This is a genomic window from Iamia sp. (assembly GCF_035575815.1).
Lineage (GTDB): Bacteria > Actinomycetota > Acidimicrobiia > Acidimicrobiales > Iamiaceae > Iamia.
Genome location: NZ_DATLXO010000086.1, coordinates 1 through 21,993, shown reverse-complemented (window position 1 = coordinate 21,993; position 21,993 = coordinate 1). Strand labels below are relative to the sequence as shown.

Below are 21,993 nucleotides of genomic sequence, written 5' to 3'. Positions count from 1 at the left end.
GGCCCGAGCTCAGGTTCAGCAGCCAGCTGTCGCCCCCGCCGAGCGCGCCGGGCTGGCGGTACACGCTGACGCGGCGTCCAAGAGCCGTGCGGGCCAGCCAGACGAGGCCGCAGGCCAGGGTGTCGGAGGTGGTGCGGAAGCTCTTGAACGGGTCGATGCCGTGGCCGGCCTTGAGTCCGTCGCCCTGGTTGTAGGCATCGAGGAACGCGAGCTGGAGGTGGGGAGCGGCGTTGAGGATCCGCTTCGGCACTCGCTTGTGGCCGTCGGCAAGGTACAGCTCGTGGCGGAGCATGCGGGCGTAGGACGGGTTGCCCGTCAGATCGACCGCCGGTGTGCGGCGGTCGCTGAAGGCGGAAGAAACCCCCGCGTGCTTGCGCGAGGTGCCCCCGCTGACGCGCTCCCAGCAGGACGCGCCCTCGGCCAGGAAGCCGTCGTCGTGGCAGGTGAGGCGGGCCTTGCCGCCGGGGCTCACATAGCCCTCGGCGCACAGGGCGCCGAGCAGCCAGGCCTCCTCCTCGGTCATCGTGGTCAGCAACGTCGCATCGGGTTGGGAGGCAGCGACGAACCGATCGCCGGCGCGGAACGACCTCGCCTCGCGCTCCCCGTCGGGAGTGATGTGGACGTGGTCCGGTGTCGACTCGACCACTCCGGCCCGGCCGTGGAGGACCACGGACTCGCCCTCGTGCCAGTACGCGGTCCGGGCCCGTACGGCAACGAATCGCTCTCCGTCCCACACCTCAAGGGGGCCGCCGGGGTAGCTGACCCGGGCGCCGGGCTCGCCGTCGGAGGGGTGCGGAGCGAGGGAGCCGATCGGGACGATGTCGATGAGCCCCCGGTCACGGACCACGACGGGTGTGATCTCTGTCACACTTTCGTGGTTGAACAATATGCCACTGGATGCATGGAGATCATACGATTCCCGGTAGTTCACCGTGATCCAGTGGCCGTAGAGCTTGGCCACCCCGTAGGGCGAGCGCGGGTAGAACGGCGTGTCCTCGGACTGCGGCACCTCGACCACCTTGCCGAACATCTCCGACGACGACGCCTGGTAGAAGCGGATCGACGGATCGGCGATGCGGATGGCGTCGAGGATGCGGGTCACGCCCAGCCCGGTGATCTCCCCGGTGAGCACGGGCTGGCCGAAGCTGGTCTGCACGAAGGACTGGGCGGCCAGGTTGAAGACCTCCTGGGGCCGGTGCTCCTGGAGGATGTGGATCATCGACACCTCGTCGAGCAGGTCGCCGGGGACGAAGGTGATGCGGTCCTGGAGGTGGGCGATGCGCTCGAAGTTCACCGTCGAGCTGCGGCGCACCATGCCGATGACCTCGTAGCCCTTGGCGAGCAGGAGCTCAGCGAGGTAGGAGCCGTCCTGGCCGGTGATGCCGGTGATGAGCGCACGCTTGGTCATGGCGACGAGTCTGGTCGATGGCCCCCCGCCCGGTCTGCCAACTGGGTTGGCACGATCGCGGTCCCCCGGGTGCGATCCTGGGGGGATGAGCACCTGGGAGCCGACGTGGCCGGGGCGCCCGTCGGGCCCCGCCTCGCTGGCGGCGCGCCTGGGCCTGCTGCGCACCCACCGGGGCTGGACCCAGCAGCAGCTCGCCGAGCGCCTCGGGGTCTCCCGGGTGGCGGTGTCGCACCTCGAGGCGGGCATCAACTCCCCCGACGCCCGCTCGGTCGCCCTGCTCGCCGGGGTGTTCGGCCTCGAGCCCCACGAGCTGGTCGACGGCACCGACTACCCGACGGCCAAGCGCGACCGCCTTCCCCTGGTCGTCGCCCGCCACACCGAGGTCGGCCACCAGCTGGCCCTCATGGAGCTCGACCTGGCCTGGATCGAGGGCCCTGCTGCCGTCGTCGCCGATCCCACCGTCGCCGAGGACGTGCGCACGCGCTGGCGCGTCACCCTGGGCAAGCTGGCCGCGTCGGTCGTCGACCCCGAGGAGGCCCGACGCCTGGCCCACGCCCGTCGCCGCCTCGACGGGTCGGGCGCCTGATGGCGGGGCGCCCGTCGGGCCCGAGGCGCACCGCAGCCCTCAGCGTCGGCGTCGACGAGCTGCGCTCTCTGGTGGTGCGCACCCGTGAGCTGGTGCTCTTCACCGCTCTCATCGGGGCGGCCACGGGCCTCGGGGTCGCCGTGCTCGACCGCGTCACCGTCGAGATCCTGCTCGACTCGGCGCGCCGGGCGCCGGTGGCCCTGCGGGTGCTGCTGCCGGGGGCCGGGCTGGTCGTGACGACCCTGGCCCTGCGCCACCTCGGGCGTGGGGCCAGCCCGTCGACCGCCGATGAGTACGTGAAGGCCATCCCCCACCCCGAGGTGCCCTTCGACCTGCGTTCGGTGCCGGCGCGCCTCGTCGGCGCGCTGGCCACGCTCGGGACCGGGGGCGCCGGAGGTCTCGAGGGTCCGGCGATCTTCATCGGCTCCGCGACGGGCGCCGGAGTCTTCGAGCGGGTGCGGCATCGCCTCCGCGGCGTCGATCGCCGGGCGGCGTTGGTCGCGGGGGCGGCCGCCGGTGTCGCCGCCATCTTCAAGGCCCCGGCCACCGGTGCGGTGTTCGCCCTCGAGGTCCCGTTCCAGGAGGACCTGGCGCCGCGGGCCATCCTCCCCGCCCTCGTCGGCGCCGCATCGGGCTACACCTCCTTCGTCGTGCTCAACGGCACCGAGCCGCTGTTCCCGGTCGAGGGCCACGCCTCGCTGGCCCTGATTGACCTCGGTGTCGCCGCCGTGCTCGGGCTGGCGTGCGGCGTCGGCGCCCGGGTGTTCACTGCCTTGATGACCGCCGCCAAGGTCGCGGTGACGCGGATCCCGGCGGTGCCCCGGGTGCTGGCGGCGTCGGTCGTGCTGGGGGCCCTGGTGGCGGGCTCGGAGGCCGGGTTCGACGGTCGCTCGCTGTCGATGGGGCCGGGCTATGAGACCGTCCGCTTCGCCCTGGACCCCGGCCGGGGGCTCTGGATCATCGCCGCGCTGGCCACGGTGCGGGTCCTGGCCACCGCCTCGACGGTGGGCGGGGGCGGGGTGGCGGGCATGTTCGTTCCCCTCGTGGTGCAGGGGGCGCTCACCGGTCGGCTGCTCGCCGGGTTCTTCGACGCCGACGACCAGTCCCTCTGGGTGGTGGTGGGCGTGGCGGCGTTCCTCGGCGCGGGCTATAGGGTGCCCCTTGCGGCGGTGATGTTCACCGCCGAGGCGACGGGACGCCCGGGCTTCGTGGTGCCGGGACTGATCGCCGCGACGATCGCCCAGCTGGTGATGGGGACGGCTTCGATGTCGGCCTACCAGCGCCGCCGGCGCGACGGGCACATGGAGCAACGCGCCGACCTGCCCATCGCCACCGTGCTCTCGACCGACCCGGCCGTCGCCCACGGCTCGGACACGGTCGCCCAGTTCTTCACCGAGCACGTGGCCCTCGCTCGTCGCCAGGCCGTGCCCCTGGTCGACGCCGAGGGCCACCATCGCGGGATGGTTGTGCTCGACGACATCCTGGCGATCGAGCCCGAGTCCTGGCCCGGCGTGACCCTCGCCGACGTGGCCCGCTACGACGTGCCCGTCGGCCGCCCCGACTGGACCCTCGGCCGGGCACTGCGAGCGATGATCGACGGCGACGTGGATCACCTGCCGGTCGTCGATGCCGCCGGGCGACTCCGGGGGATGGTCACCAGCGCCGCCATCATCGACCGGACCGCACTGATGGACCGTCTCGACGGTGGCGGCGACCGGTGACCGTGACCTTCCGCGTCGTCGACCGGGCCGAGGCCCGTGACCCCCACCTGCGAGACGAGCTGCTGGGGACCTGGGTGGCGGTCACCGATGCTGGTGGAAGCGTGGGGTTCGTGGCCCCGGCCCCGATCGCCGAGATCGCCGCCGCCATCGACCTCGCTCTGGCTCGGGTCGCCGATGGCCGGGACCGGTTGGGGGTGCTCGTCGCCGACGACGGTGCGGTCGTCGGCCTCGGTCTCCTGGTGGGCCGGGGCCCGGCGATCTTCGATCACTGGCGCACCGTGCTGCGGGTGATGGTCCACCCCGATCACCAGGGCCGCGGCGCGGGCCGCACCCTGGTGGAGGGCCTCCACGATGCGGGTCGGTCCCTCGGCCTAGAGCACCTCCAGCTGACCGTACGCGGCGGCGAGGGCCTCGAGGCGTTCTGCGCCCGGTTCGGCTACGAGGTGGTCGGCCTCCACCCCGGCGCGGTCCGGGTGGCACCCGGCGACGACCGTGACGAGCTCATGCTCGTCGCCCGCCTCGCCTGATCCGGGTCGGGCGCTGCCCGCGCATCGCCCTGACCGCACCTGGGCGCGCGGCGGGGGATCAGGCGGGTCCGCAATGTGGGTTGAGGGGCGCCAGGGCGGTGCTGGCATCCTGGGACCCGGTCGTCGGATGAGGTCGCGAGCGCTGTGGGAGACGAGGACGAACACGGCGAGGAGGCCATGGCCCTCGACGAACCCGGCGTGGCGCCCCCCGCTGATGCCGGGCCTTCGGCCGCGGACGGTCGTTCCGACCCCGACGGCGTGCCCGCGGGTGCCCCGGAGGGCGGGCTCGCGAGCGTGGAGACGGTGGCGGATCGACTGCGAGCGGCCACCGTGCTGTTGGAGGCCGTGGCCGCAGAGCGGTCGCACCTGCGGGCGTTGCCCACCGATGAGCGGATCCGGTTCCTCAACGCGGCGGGTGACGTGTTCTCGCCCGACGTCGAGGCGCGCCGCCGCCAGTCCAAGGCCCGCCGCCGCCAGGAGAAGGCCGAGAAGTTGCGGCGCGACGAGGCGGCGCTCGACCGCACCGGCATCCGGGCGTTGCGGGCCCGACCGGTGTTCACCACGCCCAACGTGTTCGCCCCCGAGGGCTTCACCCCCGGTGAGCTCACCGCCGGCGAGCTCACCGCCGAGACCGCGAGCGAGCCCACCCTCGAGGCCCCGAGCGACCCCTGCGCCGAGACCCCGAGCGAGCCCGACGGTGATAGCGGTCCCGGCCCTCGGCGCGGCACCCGTCGGCGAGACGACGGAGCGTCGGGGGAGGAGCATCACTGTTACGTCTGCAAGCGGCACTACGCCGAGATCCACCACTTCTACGACCAGCTCTGTCCCCCGTGCGCCGAGCTGAACCACCGCAAGCGCACCGAGACGGCCGACCTGCGCGGCCGGGTCGCCCTGCTCACCGGCGGCCGGGTGAAGATCGGCTACCAGGCCGGCATCAAGCTGCTGCGCGCCGGGGCCGAGCTGATCGTCACCACCCGGTTCCCCCGCGACGCCGCGCTGCGCTACGCGGTTGAGCCCGACTTCGCCGACTGGGGCGACCGCCTGGAGGTGTTCGGCCTCGACCTGCGCCACACGCCGAGCGTCGAGGAGCTGTGTCGTCACCTGTCGGCCACCCGCAGCCGGCTCGACTTCGTCGTGAACAACGCGTGTCAGACCGTCCGTCGCCCGCCCGAGTTCTACGCCCACATGATGGAGGCGGAGATTGCGGCGTTGCGGTCGATGCCGGCCGATGTGCGCGCCGTGCTCGGCGACCACGACGGCCTGGCCGGCTACCACCTGCTGGCCGACGCCCCCGCCGAGCTGGGCGAGGGGGGCGACGTCGCCGCCTCGGCCCGCTCTGCTCTGCTCTCCCAGGCCCGCCTGTTGGCCGAGGACCACGAGCCCCGCGGTCACCTGTTTCCCGAAGGTCACCTCGACCAGGACCTCCAGCAGGTCGACCAGCGCGACCGGAACTCGTGGCGACTCACGCTGCACGAGGTCTCCACCGTCGAGCTGCTCGAGACCCAGCTGGTCAACGCGGTGGCGCCCTACGTCCTCAACGCTCGGCTCAAGGCGTTGATGCTGCACACCCCCGAGCGCGACAAGCACATCGTCAACGTCTCGGCGGTCGAGGGCCAGTTCTACCGGCGGTTCAAGACCACCAAGCACCCGCACACGAACATGGCCAAGGCGGCGCTCAACATGATGACCCGCACCTCGGCCACCGACTACCACGCGGATGGCATCCACATGAACAGCGTGGACACCGGCTGGGTCAGCGACGAGGACCCGTTGCCCATCGCCGCCCAGAAGCGGGCTGAGCACCGCTTCCACCCGCCGCTCGACATCGTCGACGGCGCGGCCCGCATCGTCGACCCGATCATCGACGGGGCCAACACCGGCACCCACGTGTGGGGCCAGTTCCTCAAGGACTACAGCCCGACCGACTGGTAGGCCGTGGGTGGGTCCCGGCGCGTTCTGGCCACCCTGGTGGGGCCCACCGAGGCACGAGGGTGGCAGTTTCGGATCTGTCGCGGTGGCAGTCGGGTCAGATGTCAGGTGCCGAGGATGACCGGGTCGCCGAGCTCGATCGGACCGGGTTCGACCACCGCGGCGTAGACGCGGCTCACGGGGCCCTTGCGGTGGTGCATCCGGTTGAAGCGACCGTCGGCGAACCACCGGGCATTCTTGGGGCACGGCAGGGCGTAGGCCCACACCTCGCAGGTGACCTCGCCGATCTGCAGGAGGGCTCCGGGGCGGACCCGTTCCCAGGGCAGGGCGGTGACCGTGATGTTCTCGCCGGCGCGGCCGGGGGCGAGGGTGTCACCGGTGGCGACGAAGGCGTCGATGACCTGGGTGCTCCACAGGCACAGGGCCTGCCACGGACGGCCGTGGTGGTCGCGGCTGGCCTGGCGGTCGCCGACCACCCCGCCCCAGCCGACCTCGATGCGGGGGGTCGAGACCTTGGGCACGCCGCCGTCGGAGGTGGCCAGGTGGACCACGGTGCCCACCGCGGCCGGGCCGAGAGCACCCGATGCCCGCACCGCAGCCGCTGCGGCCCGCCACTCGTCCCACACGGTGGTGAGTCGGCGCTCCAGCGGGGTGTCGGTCGCGTCGACGGCGATGGCGATGCGTGCTCGGTGCTCGGCGATGGTGGCGACCGTTCCCTCGTCAACGGGTAGACCGTCGGTGAGCTGGTCGACGAAGAGCAGGGCGTTGCGCAGCGTCGCCTCGGCGTCGTCGGCGGTGAAGGCGTGGGGCCCGACGCGAGCGACGACCTCCCCGTCCCCGGAGTCGCCGTCGGACCCGCCCGATGGCGGGGGCTCCTCGGCCGATGTCAGGGGCACGCTCAGCCGATGTCGGCGCGACCGAACACGCCGCTCTTGACCACGGCCCGGCTGAAGGGCTGGGCCAGCTCGAGCAGGCGCGCGCAGCCCTCGTCGCCCAGCCCCTGCCACGGTGGGAGGGCCGCCGCGTCGGTGCGGTCCTCGATGCGCTGGCGCAGCTCCTTGCCCTCGGCGGTGAGGGCGCCGTCGGCGTCGAGCAGGCCCCGTTCGCGGAGGCGGTCCTTGGCCGCGGCCCACATCTCGTCGGTGAACCCACGGGTGAGCTGGAGGATCGACTCGGGCAGGCCCATCGACTCGCTGGCGGCGTGGGTGACGAGCACGTCGCCGTTGTCGAGGTTCTCGAGCGTCAGGGCCGCGATGTGGCCGTCGCCGCGATGCTCTCGCAGCAGGGTGATGGCGTGGAACAGCTCCATGTGGGGCTCATCGGGCCAGGGCAGGGCGGCGTGGGCGGCGTACAGCGGTCGGCCCTCGGGTGAGCAGCACGACGCCGCGGTGCGCGCCAGGCGGGCCGCCTCGGGCAGGTCCGGGTGGTCGATGAGGTCGCCGAGCATGCGGCGCAGGGACTTGTCGGCCCCGTCGTTGCGGGCGTCGATCACCTGCTGGGGCGAGGCCAGCTCCCAGGCCGCCGGCAAAGCGCTCCGCACCAGCTCGGGCTGGAAGTTGAAGAACGTGGCCACCACGACCTCCGAGCCCACCGCACCCATGGCCGCGGCCCGCGACGCGAAGTACCCGGCGTGGCCCTCGATGCCGAGCGCCGCGTAGTTGAGGTTCGCCTCGGGCGAGAAGTAGATGAAGGCGTGGAGCGGCTCGAGGCGCTGGTAGAGGTTTCGGGCGGTGGCGGAGTCGACCATGGCCGTGCACCCTACGGCCTCCTCCCGCAGGCCCCGGTCTGTCGAGAAACACGGCCCCTGTGTCACGATCCGTTCTGGAGGCAGGGTTCACGCTGCAGGCCGAATCCTGCCCTCAGAAGCGCGGGTGTCAGGATGGGGTTCAGCGGACCTCGGCGACCTCGTAGGTGAGGCGGGTCCCGTCGAGGCTGCCCTTGCCCACGGCCTGGACCAGGTTGAGCCAGGCGTACTGGGGGGCGCCGGTCTCGAAGCGGGGGGCGATGTAGATCGGGGCCGCGCCAGGCCCGCCGCTCAGGTCCATCCGCCCGCCGTAGGTGACGTAGACGATGGCCCCGTCGTCGGTCTCGATCGTCGAGCGCACGTCGACGGTGCCGACCGGGCCGGCGACGGTGAGCCAGTCGGCCGAGGCGCGACCCTTCAGCCGCCCCGACAGCCGCTCGCCGGTGACGGTCAGCGACTCGACCTCGGCCACGATCCGCATCCCCGCCGGGCCCTCGCCCACGAAGATCTGCTCGTCGGCCAGGGCGATGTCGATGCGACACAGCGGGACCAGCTCGATGCTCATGGCCGGACCGTACCGCCGCCCGCCAAGGGGCGCTCGGTCTGTCTACGGGTCGGGGCCGGGCGTTGGCGGCGTTCCAGGGTCCGGACCGGAGGATCCCCCACGGGAAGCCCGGCACCGTGCCGCGAGATCTCGGAGCTCGGGGAGCGCCGCGTGGTCCTTGGGCCGGTTGGCCGGGGCCGCGCCGGGGGTCATGTCCCCGATCTCGACGAGCCAGGCGACGTACTTCTCGGGGCTGTCGAGCCGACGCCCGTCCCAGAGGAGGCTCTGGTCGTCGGGGGTGGGAGGCGGTGCGTTCCGCAGGACGCGGTCGACCTCGTCGATGTCGACCTCGATGATCCGGTCGCCGGCGCCAGCCATGCCCCCGAGTGTACGGCTTGTCTCGGGCTCCATGTCGGGGCTGACATCGAACGACCGGCCCTCCCCGTGACTCGGCGCCGACCCGGGAAGATCGACTCCGATCCGATCGGTAGCCTGCGCCGGTCGTCGGAGCTGGAGGGTGAGGGCACTCGGTGGAGCGGTTCGGTGAGAAGGTCAGCTTCATCTGGTCGGTGGCGGACCTGTTGCGGGGCGACTACAAGGCCTCCGAGTACGGGCGGGTGATCCTCCCGCTGGTCACCCTGCGTCGCCTCGACTCCGTGCTCGCCCCGACGAAGGACGCGGTGGTGAAGACCCACCGGGCGCACACCGGCGGCCCCGACTCGCTCGACGCCAAGCTGTCGAACATCACCGGCCACAAGGGCGTGTGGAACCACAGCCCGTTCACGATCCACCGCCTGCTCGACGCGCCCGACGAGCTCGAGCTCAACCTTCAGCGCTACATCGCCTCGTTCTCGCCGACGGTGCGCGACACCTTCGACCAGTTCGGCTTCCGGACCCACGTGGAGCGCCTGGCCCGCACCGGACTGCTCTACCAGGTGCTGTCACGCTTCGCGGCGATCGACCTCCACCCCGACGCCGTGGCCAACGAGGCGATGGGCTACCTCTACGAGGAGCTGATCCGGCGCTTCTCGGAGCAGTCGAACGAGACGGCGGGCGAGCACTTCACGCCCCGCGAGGTGATCCGGCTCATGGTCGAGCTGCTGTTCTCGGCCGACGCCGAGGCGCTCTCGAGCCGGGGCGCGGTGGTGAAGAGCCTCTATGACCCGGCGTGCGGCACCGGCGGGATGCTGACCGTCGCCGGTGACTGGCTCGGCGAGCACAACCCGCACGCCCGGCTGCGCACCTTCGGCCAGGAGCTCAACCCCGAGTCCTACGCCACGTGCCGCTCCGACATGCTGCTGAAGGGCGAGAACGCCGGCAACATCCACCTGGGCAACTCCTTCACCGACGACGCCCTGGCGGGGGAGACCTTCGACTACATGTTGGCCAACCCGCCCTTCGGGGTGGAGTGGAAGAAGGTCGAGGACCAGATCAAGGGCCAGCACCAGTCGCTCGGCTTCCGGGGTCGCTTCGGCGCCGGGTTGCCCCGCATCAACGACGGGTCGCTGCTGTTCCTCCAGCACATGGTCTCGAAGATGAGGCCCGACGCCGAGGGTGGCAGCCGCCTGGCCATCGTGTTCAACGGGAGCCCGCTGTTCACCGGGGCGGCCGGGTCCGGCGAGTCCGAGATCCGCCGCTGGATCATCGAGAACGACTGGCTCGAGGCCGTCGTGGCCCTGCCCGACCAGCTCTTCTACAACACCGGCATCTCCACCTACTTCTGGGTGGTGACCAATCGCAAGGCGCCGGGACGGCAGGGCAAGGTGATGCTGGTCGACGCCCGGGCGAGCTGGGTGAAGATGCGCAAGAGCCTGGGCGACAAGCGCAAGGCGATCAGCGACGAGCAGATCGCCGAGATCACCCGCCTCTACGTCGACGGCGCGTCGGACGAGCAGCGCGACGACGAGCGGGTCAAGGTGTTCGCCAACGAGGCGTTCGGCTTCCAGCGCATCACCGTCGAGCGGCCGCTGCGCCTGCGGTGGGAGGTGACCGGCGAGACGATCGCCGCGGTCCTGGAGGCGAGGGCCGTGACCAAGGTGGACGACGAGGCGCGGTCGGTGTTGGACGCCGCGCTGGCCGAGCGCACCGGTGCGCGCCTCGCCGACAGGGCCGAGGCCGCAGCCCTCGTCGCCGATGTCCTCGCCGCCGCTGGGGTGAAGGGCAAGCCGCTGGCGAAGGCGGTGCTCGACGCCCTGGCCGTTGCCGACCCCGACGCCGACCCGGTGACCGACGCCCAGGGCCGCCCGGTGCCCGACCCCGACCGGCGCGATGCCGAGAACGTGCCCCTGCCCGAGGTGCCCGTGCGCTTCGAGCCCGACGTCGGTGACCGTCTGGCGTCACCGGAGTACCGCCAGGCCGTCGACGCCTACGTCACCGCCGAGGTGCTGCCCTTCGTGCCCGATGCCTGGGTCGACCACAGCCGCACCAAGATCGGCTACGAGGTCCCCCTCACCCGCCACTTCTACCGGTACGTCCCGCCGAGGCCCCTGGCCGAGATCGACGCCGAGCTCAAGTCCCTCGAAGCCGAGATCCAAGCCCTGCTGGGCGAGGTCACGGAGTGAGCGGGTCGACACTCCGAGCGTTCGCAGAAGTAAGGCTCGGCCGGCAGCGTTCACCGCAGCATGCCGAGGGTCATCATATGGTTCCCTACTTGCGCGCCGCTAACGTCAAGCCCGGAGCGCTGGACCTGTCGGACGTGAAGACGATGAACTTCACGCCGAGCGAGCAGCAGGTGTTCTCCCTTCAACCCGGTGATGTGCTGGTGACGGAGGGGGCAGGCAGCCTCCGCGCGGTGGGGGCCGCTGCGGTCTGGCACGGAGGGCAAGACGGAGTGGTGTGCTTCCAGAACACGCTGGTGCGGCTCCGACCGAGAAAGGGAGTCGCAGATGCTCGCTTTCTCGCCTGGTGGGCGCAGTTTGCCCATGGCGATGGGGTGTTCGCGGCGGTCGCAGGAGGCGTCAATATCTTCCACCTCGGCGCACAGCGCGTCAGTGGCCTTCGGACATCGTTTCCTCCCCTCGACGAGCAGCGGCGGATCGCCGATCACCTCGCCGCCGAGACCGCCCGCATCGACGCCCTCATCGCCAAGCGCCAACGCCAGATCGAACTGCTTGACGAGCGTGATCTCGCTCGTGTCTGGAGCGCGATCACCGGGCGGGAACAGACCGGTCCCCGAACCGCTTTGGGCCCGTCGTGGTTGGGGGCGACGCCTGACGGCTGGCCGGTCGCTTCGCTCGGCACACAGTTCGAGGTGACTCTCGGCAGGATGCTCAACGCTGAGCGTGAAGCCGGTGAAGACCAGCGGCCGTACATCAGGAACGTGAACGTTCGCTGGGACGTGGTGGACCTATCCGATGTGGCGACGATGAACTTCCCTGCGGCTGAGCGTCTTCGTCTGCGCCTACGGGGAGGCGACGTCGTAGTGAACGAGGGTGGAGCTGGGATCGGGCGGACCGCTATCTGGCGGGACGAACTCGATGAGTGCTACTTCCAGAAGTCGGTACTGCGTCTCAGGCCCCTGGCCCATACCCACCCAGCGTGGATCGTTGAGTGCATGCGTGTTGCCGTCGCGCTCAAGGTGTTCCTCGTGGAGGGCAACACCGCCACAATCCCCCACGTCCCAGCTGAAGCGCTGCGTGCCCACCGGTTCCCGTTTCCTCCGGCGGAGGTGCAGGCAGCACTGCTCGATGAGCTTCATTCGGCGCGTACGGATGACCGTGCCCTGACCACTCTCCTGAACCGCCAGATCGGCCTGCTTCGGGAGCGGCGGCAGGCGATGATCACGGCGGCGGTGACGGGGGAGCTGGTCGTGTCCTGAGGGACGCCTTGTGTTCGCCATCGAGACTCGGAAATCCCTGAAGAAATAGGGCGAAAACGGGTGTAGGACGAACGTGAGTTCGGTAAACTCCTGGGCATGGGAGACACCATCGGGACGAGCTGGCCGCCAGCCGAGGATCACAGCGCCGAGGTCATTGATCTCGCCGCGCTGCTCGACGGTGACGTGGCGTCGTTGCCCGAGGCAGCCCTGGTCGAGCAGCTGCTCGCGTTGCACCGGGTCAAGGCCCGCATCGACGGGGCGTTGTCGCGGGTGGTGAGCGTGTTCGACGCCAAGAAGACCTGGGCCGCCGACGGGGCCCGCTCCGGCCCCGGGTGGCTCGCGGCGCGCGTCGACCAGTCGACCACCGTCGCCAAGGCCGAGGTCGCCTTGGCCCGCGACCTGCGCGCCATGCCCGTCGTGGATGCCGCGGCGCGGACCGGGCGCCTGGGGCGGGCCAAGGTGGAGTTGTTGGCCAAGGTGCGCACCCCGGAGGTCGCCGGGTACTTCGCGGAGCACGAGACCTATCTCGTGGGTGAGGTGGCCAAGCTGCGCGTCGATGGGGCCCGCCGGTTCCTCGCCGCCTGGCAGCAGCAGGCCCGGATGATGGTCGGGTGGACCGACCCTGAGGGCCCTGAGCCCGAGGCCGAACCCCGGGTGGCGGTGAACCTGACCCCGACCTTCGACGGGCGGTTCGTGCTCGACGGGGAGATGGACGCCGAGCACGGCGCCATCGTGCGCAACGTCATCGCCGCGGAGGTCGACGAGATGTTCCGCGTCGGGGTGTTCAGCTCCACCGATGGGCTCACCCCCGCCCAACACCGCGGTCAGGCGTTCATCGAGATCGTTCTGCGCAACGGGCGGGCCGGGATGAAGCACGGCGAGATCCGCCCGTCGGTCGAGGTCATCGTCGATGAGCGCACCCTGGCCGGCCAACCCATCACCGACCTCGCCGATCTGGCGTCGCGGGTCTGTGAGATCGTCGACGGCGGGCCCATCGCGCCGGCCACGGTGCGCCGGTTCCTCTGCGAGGGCACCGCCCATCGCCTCGTCCTTTCCGCTGAGGGCGAGGTCCTCGACTGCGGCTTCGACATCCGTCTCGCCAACAGGGCCCAACGCCGGGCTCTGCGCCACCGCGACGGAGGCTGTGGGTTCCCCGGTTGCGCCGCCCCCGCCGCCTGGTGCGACGCTCATCACGTCGAGCCGTTCGATCCGGTCAACGAGACCGGCCCGACGAACATGGCCAACCTCGTCCTGCTCTGCAAGTTCCATCACCACTTGGTCCACGAGGGCGGCTACCAGATGACCCTCGCACCTGACGGCGCGGTCGAGGTCCGAAGACCGGACGGAACTCCCCTCACCCCCTGCCGGCCCCGCCGCAAGACCGCCGAGCCCGACGAGATCGTCGCCCTCACCCGACGACGAGCCGACGAGCTCCGACGAGCAGCAGAGCTCCGACAAGCTGCGTAGGTCAGGCGCGCGGTCATCTTGCCCGTGTTGAGTCTGGCGAGGGCACCGGGATCCTCCGCATGCCGGCGGTCGCCCCGGGCTGTGAGGGCTGTGACCACCCCGCCCACACCCGCCGCCGCGCGAGAGAGCCGGCGCGCTGAGCGGAGGGGGGGCCAAGTCACGCGTGCCCGGTGGAGGCCGTGGCGCCGCCGGGGAGTGGGGCCTACCGCAACGGCAGCCGTCTGACCCTGACGCGTTCGTCCTCGAGCACGGCGACGGCGCCAGCTTCGAGGTCATCGGCGATGTCGACAAGGTTCGCGAGGAGCAGGGCCGCGAGCGGCCCAGCGAGTCGTGGCGAGCGAAATCGGAGGAGGATGACGGAGGGACGAAGGCTGGCGCTCTCGACCAGGAGGAAGCCGAAGTCGGTGTCAGCCGAGATGAGGAACCGGTCTTCGTCGAGTGTTCGCTTGAGGATGACGGCGTCCGAAGCGGTGGCCAGGCCGATGTCGCGGGTGTGGACGACGTCATGACCCGCGCTGCGAAGCTGGTCGGCGAAGAGCGGGGAGAGGTTCTGGTCAATCAGAAACCTCATGCCGGCTGACGGAGGGGGAGCTGTCGCTCCCGGACGGCTTCAGCTGCGTAGCGCAGGGCCTCGGCGACGTCTTCGGCTTCAAGGTCAGGGAGCTGAATGACGATCTGATCGGTCGACATGGCGTCGGCGACCATGGCCACGACGGTGGCCACCGGGATGCGCACGTCGCGGATGCAGGGCTGACCGCCCATCTTCCCGGCCTCGATGGTTATCCGATCGAACGTCATGAGTGGAGCGTATGCCGTCGACGGGTGACCGGTCTCGGAGGACTGCCCCCGATCGTCGGACCCGAATCCACGTCAGATCTCGTTCCACCGTCGGGCGGGGACGAAGCGGGTCAGGTGCTTCGGGTTCGTCGTGGCCCCCACCACCACCACCTCGTCATGGAGGACGGCGAGGCCGGTGGCTTGAGCGGCGAGGGTGACATCGCCATCGAGAGCGAGGTGGGGCGCCCGCACCAGCTCTCGTCGGACACCTGGCGTACCATCGGCTCGACCGAGAGGGGAGGCGGCCTTGCCGGGAGTGCACTCGGAGGACGTGTTCGAGGCGGCCATTCAGGCCTGGCTGCTCGACCACGGGGGCTACACGTCCGGGGTGGCCAGCAACGTCGACCGGGCCCTCGGCCTCGACACCGCTGAGCTCTTCGCCTTCATCGGCGAGACCCAGGCCGACGCGTGGCACCGGCTGGTCGCCCTGCACGGCGGCGACCCCGACGACGCCCAGCGCCGCTTCGTCGCCCGCCTGGCCGCCCAGCTCGACGCCCGGGGCACCGTCGACGTGCTGCGCCACGGCGTCGACGACCTGAACGTCACCATCCGCCTCGCCTACTTCCGGCCCGCGTCGGGCCTGAACCCCGACCTCGCCGCTCGCTACGCCGCCAACCGCCTCACCGTCATCCGCCAGCTCCACCACTCCGCCGCCCGGCCCGACCAGTCGATCGACCTGGCCCTCTTCGTCAACGGCCTGCCGGTCGCGACCGCCGAGCTCAAGAACCCGCTCACCGGCCAACGGGTCGACGACGCCGTGCGCCAGTACCTCGACGAGCGCGACGGCACCGACGCGGTGCTGCGGCGCAGCGTGGTGCACTTCGCCGTCGACCCCGACCAGGTGATGATGACCACCCGGCTCGAAGGGCGAGCGACCCGCTTCCTGCCGTTCAACCAGGGCACCGCCGGGGCCGGCCAGCCCGGCGGCGCCGGCAACCCCGCCCCGGCCGGCGGTCACCACGCGACGGCGTACCTGTGGCGCGAGGTGTGGGCTCGCGAGCCCTGGCTCGACCTGCTGGCGCGCTTCGTGCACCTCGAGCAACCCGAACCGGGCCAGCGGTCGCGGGCCGCACGAGCCCAGGGCCAGCCGATCTTCCCGCGGTTCCACCAGTGGCACGCGGTGCGCACCCTCGCCGCCCACGCCCGCGAGCACGGCGCCGGGCACCGCTACCTCGTCCAGCACTCCGCCGGGTCGGGCAAGTCCAACACCATCGCCTGGCTCGCCCACCGCCTGTCGTCGCTGCACGACGCCGATGATCGCAAGGTGTTCGACAAGGTCATCGTCATCACCGACCGGCGGGTGCTCGACCGCCAGCTGCAGGACACCATCTTCCAGTTCGAGCACGCCCACGGCGTCGTGGCCAAGATCGACACCGACTCGGCCCAGCTGGCCGACGCCCTCGCCGGGGCCGAGGCCAAGGTGGTCATCACCACGCTGCAGAAGTTCCCCTTCGTCGTCGACCAGGTCGGCGACCTGGCCGGGTCGCGCTTCGCGGTGCTGATCGACGAGGCCCACTCCTCCCAGGGCGGTGAGAGCGCGACGACGATGACTGCCGTGCTGCGGGGCCCGGCCGCCGCGTCGGTACCCGACACGCCGGTGCCCGATGCGCCGGACATGGACGGCGAGGCCAGGAGCGACGGTCGCGAGACCCCGGCCGACGGGCAGGACGAGGTCGCCGCCGCCCTCGCCGCTGCCGTGGCCGCCCGCGGGCCGCAGGACAACCTCTCGTTGATCGCCTTCACCGCCACCCCCAAGGCCCGCACCCTCGAGATCTTCGGGCACCGGGGCCGCGATGCCGACGGCGAGCCCACGCACCGGGCGACCCACGTGTACTCGATGCGCCAGGCCATCGAGGAGCGGTTCATCCTCGACGTGCTCCGCAGCTACACCACCTACACCACCTACTTCCGGCTCGAGAACGCCGGCCTCGACGACCCCGAGGTCGACAAGCGCGAGGCGGCAGCCAAGATCGCCGCCTACGTGTCGCTCCACGGTGAGGTGGCGGCCCAGAAGGCCCGGGTGGTCGTCGACCACTTCCGGGCCCACACCGCCGCCCAGATCGGAGGCCGGGCGAAGGCCATGGTCGTGTGCCGCTCCCGGCTCCACGCCCTGCACATGCACCGGGCCATCAGCGCGCACGTCGGGTCCCACGGCATCAGCGGCGTGTCCGCCCTGGTGGCCTTCAGCGGGTCGCTCACCGACCCCGACACCGGCCGGAGTCACACCGAGGGAGGCGTGAACGGCTTCCCCGAGTCCGAGACCGCGGCGCGCTTCGCCACTGCGGAGCACCAGATCCTCGTCGTGGCGGAGAAGTTCCAGACCGGCTTCGACCAGCCCCTGCTGCACACGATGTTCGTCGACAAGCCCCTGACCGGGGTCAACGCGGTGCAGACCCTGTCGCGCCTCAACCGCATCGCACCGGGCAAGGACAGCACGTTCGTCCTCGACTTCGTGAACGACGCCGAGGCGATCCAGTCCGCCTTCGAGCCGTTCTACGACGCGTCGCTCGCCATCCCCACCGACCCCAACGCCCTCTTCGATGCCCGGGCCGAGCTCGACCACTACGACGTGATCCGTCCCGTCGATGTCGACGCCCTGGCCGCGGCCTGGTTCGCCCTCGCCGGCACCGATCGGGCCCGCAGCGACACCCACGGCCGGCTGTATGCGCACCTCGAGCCCGCGGTCCGCCGCTTCGGCGAGCTGGAGGGCGACGACCCCGACGCGTTCCGCACCGCCCTCGACCGCTTCGTCTCGCTCTACACCTTCGTCACCCAGATCCTGCCGCTGGCCGACACTGCGCTGGAGAAGCGTTACCTCTACTGCCGGCTCCTGGCCCTGCGCCTGCCGGTGCGCCCGTCGGTCACCCTCGACCTCGACGTCGCCCTGACCCACCTGCGCGTGGCCGAGACCGGCCGCCATGCCATCGAGCTCGAGGGAGACGGCGAGCCGCTCGTCGCCTTCCCCGCCGACGGCGGCGGTTCGCCGTACCTGCCGGGGATGGAGCCGCTGTCGGAGGTCCTGGCCCGGTTCAACGAGGCCTACGGCGGCACCATGTCCGACGCGGATCGGCTCAACATCGACGGCCTCGGCGCCCGCATGGTCGACGACGCCCTGCTCCAGGCCCAGGCCGTGGCCAACACCGATGCCAGCTTCGCCCAGGTGTTCGAGGACCGCTTCGGGGAGTTCGTGGCCGGCCACCTCAAGGGCAACGAGGGGCTGCTGATCCGCCTGCTCGACGAGCCCGACTTCTCCGAGCTGGTGAAGGACCACCTGCGGCCGTGGGTCCAGGCCCGGGCCCGGGTGCGTCACGACGCCACCGCGCCCATCGGCGACCTGTTGGGCCGGGAGGAGGGCCAGACCCTCGAGCTGAAGTCGACCCTGCGTTGGGACCTGGCCGCGAGCGCCACGAACAAGGGCCTGGAGCAGGCGGTGGTGAAGACGGTGGCCGCGTTCCTCAACGGCCGCTTCGGTGGCGTGCTGCTCGTCGGCGTCGACGACGTGGGTGGCGTCGTGGGCCTCGACCACGACTTCGCCAGCCTCGCCAAGGAGGGCCACGCCGATCGCGACCGGTTCCGGCTCCACCTCACCCAGCTGCTGGTCAACGCCGTGGGGGAGGCGGCCACCAGCCAGGTCATCGTCGCCATCGAGTCCATCGACGGCCATGACATCGCCCGCCTCCACGTCGAGCCCTCGGCCTTCCCGGTCATCCAGGAGGTGAAGGGCGTGCCCACCCTGTGGGTGCGCCTCGACGCCGGCACCCGGGCCGTGACCGACCCCGCCGAGATCGACCGCTACATCGCCACCCGCTGGCCGAGCGGGTAGCAGCCCGCAGCGGTTGCAGCCTGCAACCAGCTGCTAGCATCCTGCGACATGAGGACGCTGTACTTGCGCAACGTGCCCGACGAGGTCGTCGAGCGGCTGGAGCGCCTCGCCGCCCTCGACGCCACCTCGGTGGGGGCGGTAGCGGTGAGGGAGCTGGCGGAGGTGTCGCGCCGAGCGGACAACCCGGCGCTGCTCGGTGCCCTGCCCGACCTGGACGTTGACGTCGCCACGATCGTCGACGACGTGGAGGCGGGGCGCGCCGAGCGGTGATGGTGGTCGACGCCTCCGCCGCGCTGTCCGCCCTGCTCCATGCGGGTCCGGCACGCGACGCCCTCGGTCGCGAGCAGCTGCACGCCCCGCACCTCATCGACTCCGAGGTGGCCAGCGGGTTGCGTCGCCGGGTGGCGGCGCGGCAGATGGAACCCGACGCCGGGTGGGCGACCCTCGACACCTGGCGACGCCTCGGGATGACCCGGTACCCGGCGTTCTCGATGCTGGGGCGGGCCTGGGAGCTGCGCGACAACCTCTCGGCGTACGACGCGTCGTACGTGGCGCTGGCCGAGCTGCTCGGCTGCAGCCTGCTCACTGCGGACGCTCGGCTGAGCCGCGCGCCCGGTGTGCGCTGCCCGATCACCGTCGTGCCTCGATAGCCGCGGTACCGACACCAGCTCGGTTGGCGCACCGCACTCCGGCGCCAGCGGTCTCTCAGCCTCGGCCGGGGTCGAACCAGTCCAAGCCCTCGAACCGGGCGAAGTCCCGGTCGGCCGATGCCAGTTGGCACCCGTGGGCGAGGGCCAAGGCAGCCAGCCACGCATCGGGAACGAGGTTCGCTCGGATCCGGGCATCGGAACCGGCCAGGAGGCCGAAGCGGTCCCAGGCCGCCTTGGTCGGGGACAGGGCCCGGGCTCGGGGCGCGGTGCGGAGGGCGCCGACGAAGGCGAGCGCTTCGGCCATCGGCGCGGGGTCGGCGAAGATCCGGCGGTTGGTGACCACCCGGAGAAAGCCGGTGAGCGACAGGTCGGCCAGAGCCAGCTCCTCCTCTCCGACCACCAGGGCCGCTAGCCAGCGCTCGTAGACATCGTGGGCCGGCGCGTCCCGGTGGAACGCATAGACGAGGACGTTGACGTCGGGAAGGATCAGCGCCACCCGTCGGCGTCCAGCTCGCCCCAGACCGCGTCCCGGTCGAGCAGGTCGACCCTGAGGTGGCCCTTGCCCGTGCCATAGGTGGGCAGGGCCGGGATGGTGGCGGGCGCCTGGGGCTCCCCCGACGACAGCATCGTCCGCAGGCCGTCCTCGACCAGGCTGGTGAAGGTCCGCCCCTCGGCCGCGGCCTTGGCCTTGACCGCCTCTGCCAGGCCGTCAGGCAGATTGATGGTCGTGCGCATGCAGATGAGCATATCGCTCTGCTCTGCTGCCGTTTCGACGGGCAACCCTCCAAGACGCATCGTGCCCGGGTAACCCTGTTTCCTGGACCTGACGGGGCGTCAGATACTCTCGGCGGCGCCATGGACCTGCACTTCAGCGCCGCCGACGAGGCCTTCCGGGCCGAGGCGCGGGCGTGGCTCACCGACGCCCTGGACGGTGAGTTCGCGGTGGTGCGGGGGCGCGGCGGGCCCGGCGACGAGCACTCGCTGTTCGAGGCGCGCTGGGCCTGGGAGCAGCACCTCGGTGCCCACAGCTGGACGGGTGTGGCGTGGCCGACCGAGCACGGCGGGCGGAGCCTCACCCTGCACCAGCAGGTGATCTGGTTCGAGGAGTACGCCCGGGCCCGGGGCCCCGGGCGCCTCGGCCACATCGGCGAGGGCCTCGTCGGCCCGACGGTGCTGCACTTCGGCGACGACGAACAGAAGGCCCGGTTCCTGCCCGGCATCCGGGCCGGCACGGATCTCTGGTGCCAGGGTTACTCGGAGCCGAACGCCGGCAGCGACCTGGCCAACATCGCGACCCGCGCCGAGCCCGACGGCGACGACTGGGTGCTCACGGGTCAGAAGGTGTGGACGTCGCTGGCCCAGTGGTCGCAGTGGTGCTTCGTGCTGGCGCGCACGAATCCCGGTTTCCGCGAGGGCAGTTCCTCCAAGCACCAGGGCATCACGTTCTTCATGGTGCCCATGGACCAGGACGGCATCGAGATCCGGCCCATCCGCCAGGTGACCGGGACGGCGGAGTTCAACGAGGTCTTCTTCGACGGCGCCCGGGCCAGGGGCGCCGACGTCATCGGCGGTGTGGGCAACGGGTGGAAGGTGGCCATGGGCCTCCTCGCCTTCGAGCGTGGCGCCTCGACCCTCGGCCAGCAGCTCGCCTTCCGCAACGAGCTCGACACGGTGGTGGAGGCCCTGCGCGCCAGCGGCCGGATCGACGACCCCGTCATCCGCCAACGGGTGGCCCGCCTCCACGGAGAGCTGGAGATCATGCGGTGGAACACGCTCCGCGTGCTCTCGACCTCGGCCACTGACGTGCGCCCCGAGGCCCTCGTCACCAAGCTCTACTGGGCCACCTGGCACCGCGCCCTGGGCGAGCTGGCCGTCGACGCCGCCGGCGCGGGCTCGCTGCTCGGCCGGGAGCTCGAGGACCCCGAGCCCGGCGACGAGCTCACCGACGCCCAGCGCCTGTTCCTCTTCACCCGGGCTGACACGATCTACGGCGGGTCGAACCAGATCCAGCGCACCATCATCGGTGAGCGGGGCCTCGGCCTGCCCCGCGAGCCCGCCCCCGCCCCGGCGGCGGCCATTGCGAAGGGACCCTGAATGCCGTCGCTCTCCACCCCGCCGTCCTACGTGCCCGGCCACGGGTTGCTGGCCGACAAGGGCGTCGTGGTCACCGCCGCGGCCGGCACCGGCATCGGCTCCGCCGTCGCCCGTCGCGCCCTCGACGAGGGGGCCCGGGTGCTCATCAGCGACCTCCACGAGCGCCGCCTGGGCGAGACCGCCGAGCGCCTGGCGGACGAGACGGGTACCCGCCCGGCCACGGCGGTGTGCAACGTCACCGTCGAGGACGACATCGCCGGGTTGTTCACAGCGGCCACCGATGCGTTGGGCGGCGTCGACGTGCTGGTGAACAACGCCGGGCTCGGGGGGACGACGCCGATCGTCGACATGACCGACGAGCAGTGGTCGGTGGTGCTCGACGTCACCCTCACGGGCACGTTCCGGGTGACCCGGGCCGCGCTGCGCCACATGCGGGACCGGGGCGAGGGCGGCGTGATCGTCAACAACGGGTCGGTGCTGGGCTGGCGGGCCCAGGCCGGCCAGGCCCACTACGCCGCGGCCAAGGCCGGGGTCATGGCCCTCACCCGGTGCAGCGCGGTGGAGGCGGCCGAGCTCGGCGTGCGGGTCAACGCCGTCGCGCCCAGCCTGGCGATGCACCCGTTCCTGGCCAAGGTCACGAGCGACGAGCTGCTGTCCGAGCTCACCGAGCGCGAGGTCAGCGGCCGGGCGGCCGAGCCCTGGGAGGTGGCCAACGTGGTGGTGTTCCTGGCCAGCCCGTACTCGAGCTTCATGACCGGCGAGGTCGTCGCCGTGTCGTCCCAGCACCCGTGAGGGCAGAGCGGTGACCGCCGCGCCGACCGTCCTCGACGGGCTGGACGACGTCCG

At 71.5% G+C, this 21,993-nt stretch carries 21 protein-coding genes and 1 pseudogene; 12 read left to right on the top strand and 10 right to left on the bottom strand.

Going from position 1 to position 21,993, the window contains the following annotated elements:
• Positions 1-868: 868 nt before the first annotated feature.
• Positions 869-1,408 (bottom strand): annotated as a pseudogene (locus tag VNL12_RS20900) (GDP-mannose 4,6-dehydratase); the annotation flags it as partial.
• A gap of 85 nt (positions 1,409-1,493) precedes the next feature.
• Between VNL12_RS20900 and VNL12_RS09055 the strand changes: the two are divergent.
• From VNL12_RS09055 to VNL12_RS09040, 4 genes are all read left to right on the top strand, one after another.
• Positions 1,494-1,994, top strand: coding sequence for a helix-turn-helix transcriptional regulator (locus VNL12_RS09055; protein ID WP_325593732.1), 501 nt, complete (start codon positions 1,494-1,496; stop codon positions 1,992-1,994).
• Positions 1,994-3,715 carry a chloride channel protein gene (locus tag VNL12_RS09050; RefSeq protein WP_325593730.1) on the top strand — a complete coding sequence of 574 codons (1,722 nt, stop codon included), beginning with the start codon at positions 1,994-1,996 and terminating at the stop codon, positions 3,713-3,715. Before VNL12_RS09055 ends, VNL12_RS09050 begins: the two co-directional genes overlap by 1 nt.
• Positions 3,712-4,242 (top strand): GNAT family N-acetyltransferase, encoded by a 531-nt coding sequence (locus VNL12_RS09045; protein WP_325593728.1) that lies wholly within the window; start codon positions 3,712-3,714, stop codon positions 4,240-4,242. The genes VNL12_RS09050 and VNL12_RS09045 overlap by 4 nt, the downstream gene beginning before the upstream one ends.
• A gap of 144 nt (positions 4,243-4,386) precedes the next feature.
• The gene (locus tag VNL12_RS09040; protein WP_325593726.1) at positions 4,387-6,174 is read left to right on the top strand and encodes an SDR family oxidoreductase; all 1,788 of its coding nucleotides are present in this window, start codon (positions 4,387-4,389) and stop codon (positions 6,172-6,174) included.
• A 101-nt stretch (positions 6,175-6,275) separates the two neighbouring features.
• Here the strand turns inward: VNL12_RS09040 and VNL12_RS09035 are convergent, their stop codons facing one another.
• The 4 genes from VNL12_RS09035 to VNL12_RS09020 all read right to left on the bottom strand — a co-directional run bounded on the left by VNL12_RS09035 (position 6,276) and on the right by VNL12_RS09020 (position 8,837).
• Complete coding sequence (locus VNL12_RS09035; protein ID WP_325593724.1) at positions 6,276-7,067, bottom strand: MOSC domain-containing protein; 792 nt, start codon at positions 7,065-7,067, stop codon at positions 6,276-6,278.
• A 2-nt stretch (positions 7,068-7,069) separates the two neighbouring features.
• Positions 7,070-7,918: an SCO6745 family protein gene (locus VNL12_RS09030; RefSeq protein ID WP_325593722.1), complete on the bottom strand. Its 849-nt coding sequence runs from the start codon at positions 7,916-7,918 to the stop codon at positions 7,070-7,072.
• A gap of 139 nt (positions 7,919-8,057) precedes the next feature.
• Positions 8,058-8,480, bottom strand: coding sequence for a DUF3237 domain-containing protein (locus tag VNL12_RS09025; RefSeq protein WP_325593720.1), 423 nt, complete (start codon positions 8,478-8,480; stop codon positions 8,058-8,060).
• A 42-nt stretch (positions 8,481-8,522) separates the two neighbouring features.
• Complete coding sequence (locus VNL12_RS09020) at positions 8,523-8,837, bottom strand: hypothetical protein (RefSeq protein ID WP_325593718.1); 315 nt, start codon at positions 8,835-8,837, stop codon at positions 8,523-8,525.
• A gap of 152 nt (positions 8,838-8,989) precedes the next feature.
• On the opposite strand from VNL12_RS09020, the gene VNL12_RS09015 reads away from it, so the two are divergent.
• The 3 genes from VNL12_RS09015 to VNL12_RS09005 all read left to right on the top strand — a co-directional run bounded on the left by VNL12_RS09015 (position 8,990) and on the right by VNL12_RS09005 (position 13,743).
• Positions 8,990-11,020, top strand: coding sequence for a class I SAM-dependent DNA methyltransferase (locus VNL12_RS09015; protein ID WP_325593716.1), 2,031 nt, complete (start codon positions 8,990-8,992; stop codon positions 11,018-11,020).
• Positions 11,021-11,097: 77 nt separating this feature from the next.
• A complete protein-coding gene (locus tag VNL12_RS09010; RefSeq protein WP_325593715.1) occupies positions 11,098-12,276 on the top strand; it encodes a hypothetical protein in 1,179 nt (392 codons plus the stop codon).
• A 96-nt stretch (positions 12,277-12,372) separates the two neighbouring features.
• The gene (locus VNL12_RS09005) at positions 12,373-13,743 is read left to right on the top strand and encodes an HNH endonuclease signature motif containing protein (RefSeq protein ID WP_325593713.1); all 1,371 of its coding nucleotides are present in this window, start codon (positions 12,373-12,375) and stop codon (positions 13,741-13,743) included.
• Positions 13,744-13,945: 202 nt separating this feature from the next.
• Here the strand turns inward: VNL12_RS09005 and VNL12_RS09000 are convergent, their stop codons facing one another.
• The 3 genes from VNL12_RS09000 to VNL12_RS08990 form a co-directional block, all read right to left on the bottom strand.
• The gene (locus VNL12_RS09000) at positions 13,946-14,314 is read right to left on the bottom strand and encodes a DUF5615 family PIN-like protein (RefSeq protein WP_325593711.1); all 369 of its coding nucleotides are present in this window, start codon (positions 14,312-14,314) and stop codon (positions 13,946-13,948) included.
• Positions 14,311-14,541 (bottom strand): DUF433 domain-containing protein, encoded by a 231-nt coding sequence (locus tag VNL12_RS08995; protein WP_325593709.1) that lies wholly within the window; start codon positions 14,539-14,541, stop codon positions 14,311-14,313. Before VNL12_RS08995 ends, VNL12_RS09000 begins: the two co-directional genes overlap by 4 nt.
• Before the next feature lie 72 nt (positions 14,542-14,613).
• Positions 14,614-14,772, bottom strand: a complete 159-nt coding sequence (locus VNL12_RS08990; RefSeq protein WP_325593707.1) for a hypothetical protein — start codon at positions 14,770-14,772, stop codon at positions 14,614-14,616.
• A gap of 64 nt (positions 14,773-14,836) precedes the next feature.
• Here VNL12_RS08990 and VNL12_RS08985 point away from each other — a divergent pair, with 64 nt between their 5' ends.
• Genes VNL12_RS08985 through VNL12_RS08975 form a run of 3 tightly spaced genes read left to right on the top strand, consistent with a single transcriptional unit; the run spans position 14,837 to position 19,053 of the window.
• Positions 14,837-18,403, top strand: coding sequence for a DEAD/DEAH box helicase family protein (locus tag VNL12_RS08985; protein WP_325593803.1), 3,567 nt, complete (start codon positions 14,837-14,839; stop codon positions 18,401-18,403).
• Positions 18,404-18,451: 48 nt separating this feature from the next.
• Positions 18,452-18,673 carry a hypothetical protein gene (locus VNL12_RS08980; RefSeq protein WP_325593705.1) on the top strand — a complete coding sequence of 74 codons (222 nt, stop codon included), beginning with the start codon at positions 18,452-18,454 and terminating at the stop codon, positions 18,671-18,673.
• Positions 18,670-19,053 carry a type II toxin-antitoxin system VapC family toxin gene (locus tag VNL12_RS08975; RefSeq protein ID WP_349257825.1) on the top strand — a complete coding sequence of 128 codons (384 nt, stop codon included), beginning with the start codon at positions 18,670-18,672 and terminating at the stop codon, positions 19,051-19,053. The genes VNL12_RS08980 and VNL12_RS08975 overlap by 4 nt, the downstream gene beginning before the upstream one ends.
• A 55-nt stretch (positions 19,054-19,108) precedes the next feature.
• Here the strand turns inward: VNL12_RS08975 and VNL12_RS08970 are convergent, their stop codons facing one another.
• Complete coding sequence (locus VNL12_RS08970; protein WP_325593701.1) at positions 19,109-19,549, bottom strand: TA system VapC family ribonuclease toxin; 441 nt, start codon at positions 19,547-19,549, stop codon at positions 19,109-19,111.
• Complete coding sequence (locus VNL12_RS08965; protein WP_325593699.1) at positions 19,540-19,788, bottom strand: hypothetical protein; 249 nt, start codon at positions 19,786-19,788, stop codon at positions 19,540-19,542. The genes VNL12_RS08970 and VNL12_RS08965 overlap by 10 nt, the downstream gene beginning before the upstream one ends.
• A 120-nt stretch (positions 19,789-19,908) precedes the next feature.
• Here VNL12_RS08965 and VNL12_RS08960 point away from each other — a divergent pair, with 120 nt between their 5' ends.
• Both VNL12_RS08960 and VNL12_RS08955 read left to right on the top strand, forming a co-directional pair.
• Positions 19,909-21,147, top strand: a complete 1,239-nt coding sequence (locus tag VNL12_RS08960; protein WP_325593697.1) for an acyl-CoA dehydrogenase family protein — start codon at positions 19,909-19,911, stop codon at positions 21,145-21,147.
• Complete coding sequence (locus tag VNL12_RS08955; protein ID WP_325593695.1) at positions 21,148-21,939, top strand: SDR family oxidoreductase; 792 nt, start codon at positions 21,148-21,150, stop codon at positions 21,937-21,939.
• The last annotated feature ends 54 nt before the right edge of the window (positions 21,940-21,993 follow it).

Excerpts from the sequence above, each read along its gene's own strand:
- VNL12_RS08980 (WP_325593705.1), top strand. The coding sequence starts at position 18,452 with ATGAGGACGCTGTACTTGCGCAACGTGCCCGACGAGGTCGTCGAGCGG.
- VNL12_RS08995 (WP_325593709.1), bottom strand. The coding sequence starts at position 14,541 with ATGACGTTCGATCGGATAACCATCGAGGCCGGGAAGATGGGCGGTCAG.
- VNL12_RS08965 (WP_325593699.1), bottom strand. The coding sequence starts at position 19,788 with ATGCGCACGACCATCAATCTGCCTGACGGCCTGGCAGAGGCGGTCAAG.
- VNL12_RS09000 (WP_325593711.1), bottom strand. The coding sequence starts at position 14,314 with ATGAGGTTTCTGATTGACCAGAACCTCTCCCCGCTCTTCGCCGACCAG.
- VNL12_RS09005 (WP_325593713.1), top strand. The coding sequence starts at position 12,373 with ATGGGAGACACCATCGGGACGAGCTGGCCGCCAGCCGAGGATCACAGC.
- VNL12_RS08960 (WP_325593697.1), top strand. The coding sequence starts at position 19,909 with ATGGACCTGCACTTCAGCGCCGCCGACGAGGCCTTCCGGGCCGAGGCG.
- VNL12_RS09020 (WP_325593718.1), bottom strand. The coding sequence starts at position 8,837 with ATGGCTGGCGCCGGCGACCGGATCATCGAGGTCGACATCGACGAGGTC.
- VNL12_RS09010 (WP_325593715.1), top strand. The coding sequence starts at position 11,098 with ATGGTTCCCTACTTGCGCGCCGCTAACGTCAAGCCCGGAGCGCTGGAC.
- VNL12_RS09050 (WP_325593730.1), top strand. The coding sequence starts at position 1,994 with ATGGCGGGGCGCCCGTCGGGCCCGAGGCGCACCGCAGCCCTCAGCGTC.
- VNL12_RS09055 (WP_325593732.1), top strand. The coding sequence starts at position 1,494 with ATGAGCACCTGGGAGCCGACGTGGCCGGGGCGCCCGTCGGGCCCCGCC.
- VNL12_RS09025 (WP_325593720.1), bottom strand. The coding sequence starts at position 8,480 with ATGAGCATCGAGCTGGTCCCGCTGTGTCGCATCGACATCGCCCTGGCC.
- VNL12_RS08955 (WP_325593695.1), top strand. The coding sequence starts at position 21,148 with ATGCCGTCGCTCTCCACCCCGCCGTCCTACGTGCCCGGCCACGGGTTG.
- VNL12_RS09030 (WP_325593722.1), bottom strand. The coding sequence starts at position 7,918 with ATGGTCGACTCCGCCACCGCCCGAAACCTCTACCAGCGCCTCGAGCCG.